We start from the raw sequence: 11,913 nt of genomic DNA, 5'->3' as shown, positions 1-11,913 counted from the left end.
CGTTCGGTGTCTCTCACGAGGAGAGTGTCGATCGATGCCCCATCGTCTCAGATCCGGTGCAGGGGATTGCGTGCGGGCCGCAGGGAGTTTCCGACGACATCCGTTCCCACTGATGCCACGGCTCCGGTAGCATTGCCCGGGCGAGAGGGAGTATCCCGAATCCGCGCGTAACGTCATCACGAGCACCGTCATCGCTGCTCCGGGCGCGCGCCGCACCTGTGTGCGGGGGAGAGACTTTCGACTCATTCCCGACCCCTCCGCGAAAGGTGCAGTGCGCCCTTGGAAATCCCCGTCTGGTTCGAGATCACCTCGATGGTCGTCCTCACGATCATCCTGATCGGCGACCTGCTCCTCATCCGGCTGCGGCCGCACATCCCGTCGACGAAGGAGTCCACTCTCTGGGTGGTCTTCTACGTCGGGCTCGCGCTGCTGTTCGCGGTGCTCCTCGGCAATGTCGGAGGTTGGCAGAACGCGGGTGACTTCATCACCGGATGGGCGTTGGAATACAGCCTCTCCATCGACAACCTGTTCGTCTTCGTCCTGATCATGGCCCAGTTCGCCGTGCCGCGGCGGCTGCAGCAGCAGGTGCTCATGGTCGGCATCATCATCGCGCTCATCCTGCGCGGCCTGTTCATCCTCGCCGGCGTCGCGATCGTCGAGAACTTCTCGCCGATCTTCTACATCTTCGGCGCCTTCCTCATCTGGACGGCGATCCGTCAGGCCATGCCGGACGGCGATCACGAGGGCGAGGTGCAGCGCGAGAACTTCATCGTCCGCCTGCTGCGTCGCCGCGTCGACATCAGCGAGACGTACGACGGGTCCAAGATCCGCACCACGGTCGACGGCAAGCGCATGTGGACGCCCATGGTGATCGTCTTCATCACCATCGGTGTCACCGACCTGATCTTCGCGATCGACTCGATCCCCGCGATCTTCGAGATCACCACCAACGGCTTCCTCGTCTTCTCGGCCAACATCTTCGCGCTGATGGGGCTGCGCCAGCTCTACTTCCTGCTCGGCGACCTGCTCGACCGTCTGCGCTACCTGCACTACGGCATCGCCGTCATCCTCGGTTTCATCGGCGTCAAGCTGATCCTGCACGCTCTGCATGTCAACGAGCTGCCGTTCATCAACGGCGGCGAGCACGTCGAGTGGGTGCCCGACATCAGCAACATGGTCTCCCTCGGCGTGATCCTCGCTTCGATGACCATCGCGACCGTCGCCAGCCTGATCGCCTCGTCCCGCGAGAAGCGCGCGGCGAGGTCCACGACGACCGTGGAGTGAGATCATGGCGGCATGACCCGTCACTGGACACCCCTCGCCGTCGTCTATCTCGTGCTGGCGGTGGTCGGTCTCATCGGCACCTGGACGTTCAACGTGCTGGCCATCACGCAGATGGTGGACTTCGTCGGCGATCTCGTCGGCAGCGGTCCGGCGGTGTCGTCGATCACGGTCGATCTCCTGATCGTGGCGATCGCGGGGAGCGTGTTCATCATCGTCGAGGCGCGACGGATCGGGATGCGGAGGGGCTGGCTCTATGTCGTGCTGTCCGGAGTGACGGCGTTCGCCTTCACCTTCCCGCTCTTCCTGGCGATGCGCCAGCGCCACCTCACCCGTCTGACCACAGAAGCTCGGCGTCGAGCGTGAGGTCGATGATCTGACGAAGCAACGCCCCCACCGTGGCGGACTGCAGCAGCGCGTATCTGTCGTAGTCGCCGAGGGGAGCGATCGCGGCGAGCTGCCACGCGGCGGCGATCGGATCGTCCGAGAGCTCGGTGTCGGCATCCCACTGCGCCTCGGGCGCGCGGGCGAGTGTCCGTCGCACGATCGCCTCCGCTTGCGTGCGCAGCGGGGTGAGCTCGTCGCTCCAGTCGAGCTCGGGCAGTGGCGTGACCTCGGCGCGGGGATAGGGGTCGTCATCCAGCCACTCATCGACCGTGAAACGATCGGTGCCGACGGCGACGGCCAGCAGAGCGTCGGCACCCGCGGAGACGCTGACCAGCCGCGCCATCGTCCCGATGCGACTGCGCCGATCGCCACCGCCGACCTCATGGCCGCGTTCGATGAGCACGACACCGAACCGCGGGTCTTCCTCATCCAGGAGCCGCCCGATCATCGTGAGGTACCGCGGCTCGAACACGCGCAGCGGAAGCGGGGTGTGCGGGAAGTGTACCGAGCCGAGCGGGAACATCGGGATGGCGGTCATGGCACCAGTCAACACCGAGAGACGTAAAGTGAACAGATGCGCAGACCTCGCCCCCTCACCCCGTCCGCCGGGCAGGAATCCGTCTGGGACTATCCGAGGCCGCCGCGCGTCGAACCGGTCGCCGAACGCATCACGATCCGCCTCGGCGGTGACCTGATCGCCGACACCCGCGATGCCGTGCGCGTGCTGGAGACCAGCCACCCTCCCGTGTACTACCTTCCGATCGCCGACTTCATCCCCGGTGCGCTGGTGGAGGCCCCCGGCGCCTCGTTCTGCGAGTTCAAGGGCACCGCCCGCTACTTCGATGTGCGCGGTGGAGACACCCTTCGCCCTGGAGCGGCCTGGAACTATCCCCACCCGTCTCCCGGCTTCGAGGCGCTGACCGACCGGGTCGCCGTGTACGCGGCGCCGATGGACGAGTGCACCGTCGGGGACGAGGTCGCGGTCCCGCAACCGGGTGGGTTCTACGGCGGGTGGGTGACGTCTTGGGTCGTCGGTCCCTTCAAGGGCGTTCCCGGCTCCATGGGCTGGTGACGTTCGGCCTGACCGCCGCTCAGAACGCGCGCAGGTTCGCCTGCAGGCCGCCGTCCGCGTATTCACGACGAAGGACGCCTCGCCGGCGGAGCACAGGCACGAGCTCGTCGAGGGTGCGGTGCAGGGTGACCGGATGGAAGTCGCCCCACAGCAGGACGCCGTCGTTGCCCCATTCGCCGAGCTCTTCGATCAGGTCGGCGAACTCCTCGGCCGTTCCGACGAAGCCGGTGCGGTCCGAGATCCGACCCGCACGGGCGAGCGCGCTGAGGTGTGCGCGCAGCGGCGCCTCCTCGCCCCGGTCGCCGATCAGACGCTGGATGCTGCCGCGCGAGACGTGCGCACCGAAGACAGAGAGGTCGAGCGGACGGTCGAGGTCGAGCGACGTGAGATCGGTCTCGAGGTCGCTCGACTGCTTGCGGGCGATCTGCACGAGCGCGGCATCGTCGGGGTGTGCGGACGCGGCCACGATGCGGTCGGCCTCCTCCACCGACGGGGTGATCACGGGCTGGATGGCGAAGAGGATCTTGATGTCCTCCGGACGTCGTCCTCTCTCGGTCGCCGCGTCGTGCACTTTGGCGCGGTAGTCCCGCACGGACTTCTCGTTCAGCGGCGCCAGAGCCAGTTGGACGTCGGAGTTCGCGCCGGCGAAGCCGAGCCCTCGGCCCGAGCCGCCGGGTGAGACGATCGCGGGGTCCCCGTCGGTGAACGGCACGGCGTTGAGCGGGCCGTCGAAGGCGAAGTGCTCACCGCGATGCTCGACCGCACGCAGGCGGGTGCCGTCGGCGTAGACATCCGTCTCCCGATCAGCGAGGAGAGCGCCGTCGTCCCAGCTGCGCCAGAGGGCGCGGATGCCGTCGAGCCATTCCTCGGCGCGGTCGTAGGCCTCGTCGTGCCCGAGCTGCGGGGCCGCGGAGAAGTGCCGTGCGCTGCCGGTGTCGGTGACCACGTTGAGACCCAGACGATGGCCGCTGAGGTGCTGCAGCGTCGCGAACTGCCGGGCGGCCGTGTAGGGGAGGTACGCCGCGGGATTCACCGTCGGCACCACGCCCAGGTGCCTGGTCGCCTGGAACAGATAGGGAGCCAGCAGGAGCGGGTCGTGCTTCGGCCCGCCGAACGCGTGCCGGACGCGCAGATCGATCGTCGAAGGCGATCCCAGGGAGGGCGCATCCTCGATGATGACCAGATCGAAGCCGGCCTGCTCCAGGGTGCGCGCGGCGTCCTGATAGATCTCGGGGCGCGTCCAGTCGTAGTCCCATTCGAGGGACGGATAGCCCCAGCCCTGCGGTCCGAAGCCGCGGGCGAGGAACCAGCCGAAGTGCTGAGGGCGGCTCATGCCACCGTCTCCCGCACGTTCTGGAGCACGCGGGACAGATCCGCGATCAGATCGTCGACGTCCTCGATGCCGATCGACAGCCGCAGAGTGCCCGGCCGCACGCCGAGAACCTCGCGCTCCTCCTCGGTGCGCTGGGCATGACTGGTGGTCCCGGGGTGCAGCACCAGAGAGCGCACATCTCCGATGTGGGTCATGTGGGTGAAGACCCGCACATGCTCGACGAATCGGCGTGCCGCAGGGAGCCCGCCCCGCAGAGCGAAGGTGAAGATCGATCCGGACCCGCCGTCGAGGTAGCGTTTGCCGACCTCGTGGTCGGGGTGCGAGGGGAGCCCGACGTAGTCGACGCTCTCGACCTCCTCGTGCCGTTCCAGCCACTGGGCGATCTGCAGGGCGTTACGAGACTGTCGCTCGACCCGCAGGCTGAGCGTCTCGACGCCCTGTCCGATCAGGAAGGCGTTGAGAGGGGACGGCGATGCGCCGAATCGCGGGGCGACGGATTCGCGGGCGTAGGCGATGCGGGCGCGGCCCCCGTGGCGGGCGAAGACGCTGGGTGCATCCCCCCGGCCGGGGAGGACGAGATGGGGCGCGTTGTGGCCAGCGAGAGCGGCGTCGAAGCGCCCGTCATCGATGATGACGCCGCCGAGCACGGAGCCGTGCCCGGCCAGGAACTTCGACGCGGAATGGACCACGATCGCCGCGCCGTGCTCGAGAGGACGCAGCAGTGCCGGCGTCGCCAGCGTGTTGTCGACGATCAGTGGGATCGCGTGCTCATCGCCGACGTCGCTGATGGCGCGGACGTCGAGCACATCGTTGCGGGCGTTGGCGAGCGACTCGGCGAACAGCGCGCGGGTGTTCGGGCGGATCGCCGCCCTCCAGGCATCCGCATCGGCGATGTCGTCGACGAACGTGGTCTCGATGTCGAGTCGAGCGAGGTTGTCCAGGAACAGGCCCCTGGTGCCTTCGTAGATGTGGGTGGACGACACGACGTGATCGCCCGCGCCGGCGACGGTCAGGAGGGCCGTCGCCACTGCTGCCTGGCCGCTGGCCACGAGCACGGCGTCGGCGCCGGACTCGAGGGCTGCGAGCTGGCGTTCCACGGCGCGCACCGTGGGGTTCCCTGTGCGGGTGTAGCCGAAGCCGGTGCCGGTGCTGAAGTGGTCGGCCGCGTGATCGAAGTCGTCGAACTCGAAACCCGCCGTCAGGTAGATGGGCGTCGCGCGGGAGCTGGCCGTCTCCCGGCTTCTCGCCGCGTGGACCGCACGGGTGGCGAAGCGGGCGGTGTCGACGGTCATGCGGTGCCTCTCGGTCGTTCGGGTGCTCAACAGAGTGTCATGACGGGTCGGAGCACGTCTCAGCGGTGGTAATCTGACGTCATGCGGACCGTGCTCCTTCTTCTTAGGCGCCGCGACGAGACCTCGTTCTGAGCCCCTCCTCGTCGCGGAGTCCATCGTGGGCCGAACCGCCAGCCACAGGAGACACGCAATGACCACCCCCGCAAACGGTGCCGATTCCGCACGCCGCAGGACTCTCGCCGAGAAGGTTTGGGACGACCACCTCGTCGTCAAGGGCGAGAACGGCGAGCCGGACCTCATCTACATCGACCTGCACCTCGTGCACGAGGTCACCAGCCCGCAGGCCTTCGATGGCCTCCGCAGCGAGGGGCGGCCGCTTCGTCGCCTCGACCTCACGATCGCGACGGAAGACCACAACACTCCGACGTGGGACATCGACAAGCCGATCGCCGACCTGACCAGCCGTACGCAGATCGAGACGCTGCGCCGCAATGCCGCCGAGTTCGGGGTGCGTCTGCACTCGCTCGGCGATGCGGAGCAGGGCATCGTGCACGTGGTCGGGCCCCAGCTCGGGCTGACCATGCCCGGCATCACCGTGGTCTGCGGCGATTCGCACACCTCGACCCACGGCGCGTTCGGCGCGATGGCGTTCGGTATCGGCACCAGCGAGGTCGAGCACGTCATGGCCACGCAGACCCTGCCGCTGAAGCCTTTCAAGACCATGGCGATCAACGTCGAGGGCACGTTGCGCCCCGGTGTGACGGCGAAGGACATCATCCTCGCGGTGATCGCGAAGATCGGTACCGGCGGGGGACAGGGCTACGTGCTCGAGTTCCGCGGCAGCGCCATCCGCGCGCTCTCCATGGAGGGCCGCATGACGATCTGCAACATGTCGATCGAGGCAGGGGCCCGCGCCGGCATGGTCGCCCCCGACGAGACGACGTTCGCCTACCTCGAGGGTCGCCCGCACGCGCCGAAGGGGCAGGACTGGGAAGACGCCGTCGCCTACTGGCGCACGTTGCCGACCGATGAGGGCGCGACCTTCGACGCCGAGGTGTTCATCGATGCCGACCAGCTCGAGCCGTTCGTGACGTGGGGGACCAACCCCGGTCAGGGCAGCTCCCTCTCGGCCGCCGTGCCCGACCCCGCCGAGATCGATGACCCGAATGAGCGCGCAGCCGCGGAGCGGGCGCTGGAGTACATGGACCTGAAGCCGGGGACACCGCTCAAGGAGGTTCCGGTGGACGCGGTCTTCATGGGCTCGTGCACCAACAGCCGCATCGAGGACCTCCGGGCGTTCGCGTCGATCATCGAGGGCAAGAAGAAGGCCGACGGCGTGCGCGTCATGGTCGTGCCCGGATCGGCAAGGGTGCGACTGGAGGCCGAGGCGGAGGGCCTGGACAAGGTGATCAAGGACTTCGGGGCGGAATGGCGTTTCGCGGGATGCTCGATGTGCCTGGGCATGAACCCGGATCAGCTGTCTCCGGGCGAACGCTGCGCCTCGACCTCCAACCGCAACTTCGAAGGACGCCAGGGCAAGGGAGGGCGCACGCATCTCGTCTCACCTCTCGTCGCCGCAGCGACCGCGATCCGCGGCACCCTGTCCAGCCCGAGCGACCTGACGGAAGGGTTCTGAATCATGGAGAAGTTCACCACTCACACCGGTATCGCCGCTCCGCTGAAGCGTTCGAACGTCGACACCGATCAGATCATCCCTGCGGTGTTCCTCAAGCGCGTCACCAAGACCGGATTCGAGGACGCGCTGTTCCATGCATGGCGCCAGGATCCCGATTTCGTGCTCAACCAGGCAGCGTTCCACGGGGCCTCCGTGCTCCTGGCCGGCTCCGATTTCGGCACCGGTTCGAGCCGCGAACACGCGGTGTGGGCGTTGCGGGACTTCGGCTTCAAAGTCGTGCTGAGCCCGCGCTTCGCCGACATCTTCCGGGGCAATTCGGGCAAGCAGGGGCTGCTCGCCGCGACGATCTCGGAAGAGGATCTCGAGCGGTTCTGGGCCGAGATCGACCGGAATCCCGGGGTCCAGATGACCGTCGACCTCGAGGCGCGCACCGCCTCGATCGGTGACGTCCAGGCCGAGATCGGGATCGACGATTACACTAGATGGCGGCTCCTCGAAGGGCTCGATGACATCGGGCTCACGCTGCGCAACGAAGACAAGATCGCGCAGTTCGAGGCCCGTCGCGAGTCGTGGCGGCCCCGAACCCTTCCCGTTCAGTAGACGGTGGGGGCGGGGGAGCCAGGGGCAACCCGCCCCCGAAATCCGTAAATGAAGTGAGGCTCCGAATGACGACACCTGTGCGCGACGCTCTTCCGGACGGAGTCCCTGCACTCACCGGAGACGTCCTCGCCATTCGAGGCGGACGCCCGCTTCGCGGTCGGGTCGACGTCAAGGGGGCGAAGAACCTGGCGACGAAGGCCATGGTCGCCTCGCTCCTCGGCGAGACCGTGAGCACCCTGCGCGACGTACCGGCGATCAGCGATGTCGCCGTCGTGCGCTCGCTGCTCGAGGTGCACGGTGTGCGTGTGTCCGAAGGCGATGAGCCCGGTTCGCTGGTGTTCGACCCGAGCGACGTGGAATCCGCGCACTTCGAGCAGATCGACGCTCACGCCGGTGCCTCGCGCATTCCGATCCTCTTCTGCGGCCCGCTGCTGCACCGTCTCGGTCAGGCGTTCATCCCCGACCTCGGTGGATGCCGCATCGGTGACCGCCCCATCGACTTCCACCTGGACGCTCTGCGCAAGTTCGGTGCGATCGTCGAGAAGCTCCCCAGCGGCATCCGCCTCTCCACGGGGGGAAGCCGCCTGCACGGGGCGAACATCCACCTCCCGTACCCCAGCGTCGGTGCCACCGAGCAGGTGCTCCTCACGGCCGTGCGCGCCGAGGGCGTCACGGAGCTGCGCAACGCCGCCATCGAGCCCGAGATCATGGACCTGATCGCCGTGCTGCAGAAGATGGGCGCGATCATCTCCTACGAGCCGAACCGCGTCATCGTGATCGAGGGCGTCGAGAAGCTCCGCGGCTACGACCACCGGTCGATCTTCGACCGCAACGAGGCCGCGTCCTGGGCCTCCGCCGCGCTCGCGACCGATGGCGAGATCTTCGTCGGCGGCGCGAAGCAGCAGGAGATGCTCACCTTCCTCAACATCTTCCGCAAGGCCGGCGGCTGGTTCGACATCCAGGAAGACGGCATCCTGTTCCGTCGCGACGGCGAGATCAAGCCCGTCGTGATCGAGACCGACGTGCACCCCGGCTTCATGACGGACTGGCAGCAGCCTCTCGTCGTCGCCCTGACTCAGGCGCACGGCCGTTCCGTGGTTCACGAGACCGTGTACGAGAACCGCATGGGCTTCACCGACGCGCTGGTCAAGATGGGCGCCGACATCGTCGTGCACCCCCGAGGCCTCCAGGACGGTCCGCGTCGTGTTCCGCGTCGCGACCTCGAGCAGGCCGCGGTCATCACCGGTCCGACGCCGTTGCACGGCGCCGACATCGTGGTTCCCGACCTGCGCGGTGGCTACAGCCACGTGATCGCGGCGCTGACGGCCACCGGCGAGTCGAAGGTGTCCGGTGTCGACATCCTCAGCCGCGGCTACGAGAAGTTCCTCGCCAAGCTCGACGCGCTCGGCGCCGACTTCGACGTCATCCGGTGACCGCGGTGAGGTCCCGGTCATCGGAGACGAAGCGGCCGAGCATCTTCTGGCCGCTCGCCGCGCTGATCATCCCTCCCGTCTCGCTGATCGCGAAGATCCGCGTGAGCGGTGCGGAGAAGCTGCCGCGCGAGGGATCGTACGTGCTCGCCCCGAACCACTACTCGGAGTTCGATCCGCTCATCGTCGCCGTCGCCGTGTGGCGGTCCGGTCGCGCGCCGCGCTTCATGGCCAAGGAGAGCCTGTTCAAGGTGCCGGTGCTCGGCTGGTTCCTGCATCGCACCGGGATGATCCCGGTCGCGCGCACGTCGTCGGCGTCGTCCGCACGGCAGACGATGAAGCAGTCCGAAGAGCTCGTCGAGCACGGTCGGGGCGTGATCGTCTACCCCGAGGGCACGCTCACGCGCGATCCCGATATGTGGCCGATGCGCGGCAAGTCCGGCGCGGTGCGTCTGGCCCTCGCCGACGGCATCCCCCTGATCCCGATGGCGCAGTGGGGTACCCAGGCGATCATGGGGCGCTACCAGAAGGGCCTGAGCCTGTGGCCGCTGCGCAAGCCGGTCAGAGTGCTCATCGGCGACCCCGTCGACGTCTCCGATCTGCGCGAGCGGGCAGGAGAGCCTGCGGCGCTCACCGAGGCGACGAACCGTCTGATGAACGCGATCACCGCACTCCTCGAAGAGCTGCGCGACGAGAAGGCACCCGCGGAGCGCTGGAACCCCGCGAGCCACGGACAGAAGGAGACCGGACGCCTTGACTCCTAAGAGAACCGCTGCGGCCGGGCCGCGGGCCGCGGTCGTAGGATCTGGCAGCTGGGGAACCACGTTTGGCAAGATCCTCGCCGACGGTGGCGCTCAGGTGACGATGTGGGCTCGGCGCCCGGAGCTGGCCCAGGAGATCAACGAGGCCAAGCGCAACTCCCGCTATCTGCCCGGCATCAACCTGCCGCGCACGATGGCGGCGACGCACGAGCTCGCAACCGCTCTGGACGGCGTGGACCAGGTCTACCTGTCGGTGCCGAGCCAGTCGCTGCGCGAGAATCTGAAGGCGCTGCGGCCGCTGCTCGCCGACAGCGACGCCAAGATCATCAGCCTCATGAAGGGCGTCGAGCGCGGAACCGGACTGCGCATGAGCCAGGTGATCCAGCAGGAGCTACGCTGCGACCCCGATCGCGTCGCCGTGGCCTCGGGACCGAACCTCGCTCTCGAGATCGCCCGCGAGCAGCCGACCGCCGCCGTGATCTCCTCGCGCAGTCAGGAGACGGCGGAGATCGTCGCGCGCGCGGCTCGGAACAGCTACTTCCGCACCTTCGTGAACACCGATGTGATCGGCACGGAGTTCGGCGGCGTCCTGAAGAACCTGATCGCGGTGGCCATCGGCATCGTCGACGGCGTCGGCTACGGCGAGAACACCAAGGCGTCGATCATCACCCGCGGTCTCGTCGAGATGACCGACTTCGCGGTGGCCAACGGCGCGCACCCCGAGACGCTCCAGGGGCTTGCCGGACTCGGCGACCTGATCGCCACCTGTCAGTCGCCGCTGAGCCGGAACAACACCGCAGGGCGACTGCTCGGTCAGGGCTACAGCTTCCAGGACGTCGTGAAGCAGATGCAGCAGACGGCCGAGGGATTGGCCTCCGTCGCCCCCGTCCTGCAGCTGGCGCGCGAGGCCGAGATCGACATGCCCATCGTCGAGCAGGTGAAGATGGTGCTCGACGGCAAGATGAATCCGCGGGACATCGCACCGCACCTGACGACGGACGACGACACCCCGCAGGGTGAGAGGACCAACCATGGACAAGCAGACGGTGGTGGTGCTCTTCGGCGGGCGCTCCAGCGAGCATTCGATCAGTTCCGCAACGGCGGGGGGCGTGCTGGGCGCGATTGACCGCGACCGCTACGCCGTGATCCCGGTCGGGATCACCCGTGAAGGCGCGTTCGTCCTCGAAGACGACGATCCCGCGAAGTTCCCGCTCGACGCGGCGCATCTCCCCGAAGTGGTCGACAACGGCACCCGCGTGCTCTGGCCGGAGCCGGGCGGTGACCGCACGCTGCGCGTCGTGCAGACGGACGGCACCGTCGAGGGGCTGGGAGAGATCGACGTGGTGCTGCCGATCCTGCATGGACCGCACGGCGAGGACGGCACCATCCAGGGCTTCTTCGACACGCTGGAGGTCCCTTACGCGGGCGGTGGGGTCCTCGACTCCGCACTCTGCATGGACAAGCACTTCATGAAGATCGCGCTCGAGGCCTCTGGCATCCCGGTCGCTCCCTGGGTGACGGTGCGCCGCACGGACTGGGATCGCGATGCCGCAGTCGTGCGTGCGCGGGCCGCGGAGCTGGGCCTGCCGGTGTTCGTGAAGCCCGCACGTGCGGGCTCGAGCGTCGGGGTGTCCAAGGTCGAAGCCGCCGACGAACTGGACGCGGCCCTGGCCGTGGCCTTCGCCGAAGACGACAAGGTGCTGATCGAGACCGGCGTGAGCGGTCGCGAGATCGAGGTCGCGGTGCTCGAGAGCGCCGACGGGGTCCGGGCATCTCTTCCCGGCGAGATCGTGCTGACCTCGCGGGGCTTCTACGACTTCGAGGGCAAGTACCTCGGCGGCGACGGCGTGGATGTCGTGTGCCCGGCCGAGGTGACCGACGCAGAGCTGGCGGCCATCCAGCAGGCGGGTATCCGCGCGTTCGAGGCCGTCGACGGTCGTGGGCTGGCCCGCGTCGACATGTTCCTGACGCCGTCGGGCGAGCTCGTGGTGAACGAGCTCAACACGATGCCGGGCTTCACCCCGATCTCGATGTTCCCCAAGTGCTGGGTCGCCTCGGGCCTGAGCTACGGCGATCTGATCACCGAGCTCGTCGAAGCCGGTCTGCGCCGCTGAGCGCGCG

Annotated in this window: 12 protein-coding genes; 9 read left to right on the top strand and 3 right to left on the bottom strand. The window is 67.9% G+C overall.

The annotated features are described in order from the left end of the window. Window positions 1–279: 279 nt before the first annotated feature. On the top strand, window positions 280–1,284 hold the full coding sequence (locus ACP699_RS03430; protein ID WP_017830772.1) for a TerC/Alx family metal homeostasis membrane protein: 1,005 nt from the start codon (window positions 280–282) through the stop codon (window positions 1,282–1,284). A 12-nt stretch (window positions 1,285–1,296) separates the two neighbouring features. Beyond that, the gene (locus ACP699_RS03425; protein ID WP_055872632.1) at window positions 1,297–1,647 is read left to right on the top strand and encodes a DUF2834 domain-containing protein; all 351 of its coding nucleotides are present in this window, start codon (window positions 1,297–1,299) and stop codon (window positions 1,645–1,647) included. Here the strand turns inward: ACP699_RS03425 and ACP699_RS03420 are convergent. Next, a complete protein-coding gene (locus ACP699_RS03420) occupies window positions 1,610–2,206 on the bottom strand; it encodes an LON peptidase substrate-binding domain-containing protein (RefSeq protein ID WP_055868587.1) in 597 nt (198 codons plus the stop codon). The two genes, ACP699_RS03425 and ACP699_RS03420, sit on opposite strands and share 38 nt — an antisense overlap. 36 nt (window positions 2,207–2,242) lie before the next feature. On the opposite strand from ACP699_RS03420, the gene ACP699_RS03415 reads away from it, so the two are divergent. Then, window positions 2,243–2,740, top strand: coding sequence for a DUF427 domain-containing protein (locus tag ACP699_RS03415; RefSeq protein ID WP_055872631.1), 498 nt, complete (start codon window positions 2,243–2,245; stop codon window positions 2,738–2,740). Between the two features lie 19 nt (window positions 2,741–2,759). Here the strand turns inward: ACP699_RS03415 and ACP699_RS03410 are convergent, their stop codons facing one another. Beyond that, window positions 2,760–4,073, bottom strand: a complete 1,314-nt coding sequence (locus ACP699_RS03410) for an LLM class flavin-dependent oxidoreductase (RefSeq protein WP_426169192.1) — start codon at window positions 4,071–4,073, stop codon at window positions 2,760–2,762. Further along, the gene (locus tag ACP699_RS03405; RefSeq protein ID WP_426169189.1) at window positions 4,070–5,365 is read right to left on the bottom strand and encodes an O-acetylhomoserine aminocarboxypropyltransferase/cysteine synthase family protein; all 1,296 of its coding nucleotides are present in this window, start codon (window positions 5,363–5,365) and stop codon (window positions 4,070–4,072) included. Before ACP699_RS03405 ends, ACP699_RS03410 begins: the two co-directional genes overlap by 4 nt. 190 nt (window positions 5,366–5,555) lie before the next feature. On the opposite strand from ACP699_RS03405, the gene leuC reads away from it, so the two are divergent. From leuC to ACP699_RS03375, 6 genes are all read left to right on the top strand, one after another. Continuing rightward, window positions 5,556–7,001 carry a 3-isopropylmalate dehydratase large subunit gene (leuC, locus tag ACP699_RS03400; RefSeq protein WP_055872626.1) on the top strand — a complete coding sequence of 482 codons (1,446 nt, stop codon included), beginning with the start codon at window positions 5,556–5,558 and terminating at the stop codon, window positions 6,999–7,001. A gap of 3 nt (window positions 7,002–7,004) precedes the next feature. Continuing rightward, complete coding sequence (leuD, locus tag ACP699_RS03395; protein ID WP_400645268.1) at window positions 7,005–7,601, top strand: 3-isopropylmalate dehydratase small subunit; 597 nt, start codon at window positions 7,005–7,007, stop codon at window positions 7,599–7,601. Window positions 7,602–7,666: 65 nt separating this feature from the next. After that, window positions 7,667–9,034 (top strand): UDP-N-acetylglucosamine 1-carboxyvinyltransferase, encoded by a 1,368-nt coding sequence (gene murA / locus ACP699_RS03390; RefSeq protein ID WP_017830764.1) that lies wholly within the window; start codon window positions 7,667–7,669, stop codon window positions 9,032–9,034. After that, window positions 9,031–9,795, top strand: a complete 765-nt coding sequence (locus tag ACP699_RS03385; protein ID WP_426169184.1) for a lysophospholipid acyltransferase family protein — start codon at window positions 9,031–9,033, stop codon at window positions 9,793–9,795. The genes murA and ACP699_RS03385 overlap by 4 nt, the downstream gene beginning before the upstream one ends. Beyond that, window positions 9,785–10,918, top strand: a complete 1,134-nt coding sequence (locus ACP699_RS03380; RefSeq protein WP_031206191.1) for an NAD(P)H-dependent glycerol-3-phosphate dehydrogenase — start codon at window positions 9,785–9,787, stop codon at window positions 10,916–10,918. The genes ACP699_RS03385 and ACP699_RS03380 overlap by 11 nt, the downstream gene beginning before the upstream one ends. Continuing rightward, complete coding sequence (locus ACP699_RS03375; protein WP_426169180.1) at window positions 10,824–11,906, top strand: D-alanine--D-alanine ligase family protein; 1,083 nt, start codon at window positions 10,824–10,826, stop codon at window positions 11,904–11,906. Before ACP699_RS03380 ends, ACP699_RS03375 begins: the two co-directional genes overlap by 95 nt. Window positions 11,907–11,913 lie beyond the last annotated feature (7 nt).

The organism is Microbacterium sp. DWRC1-3 (assembly GCF_049896645.1).
GTDB lineage: Bacteria > Actinomycetota > Actinomycetes > Actinomycetales > Microbacteriaceae > Microbacterium > Microbacterium maritypicum.
The sequence above is the reverse complement of the archived record's forward strand: the minus strand, read 5'-3'. Positions and strand labels throughout refer to the sequence as shown.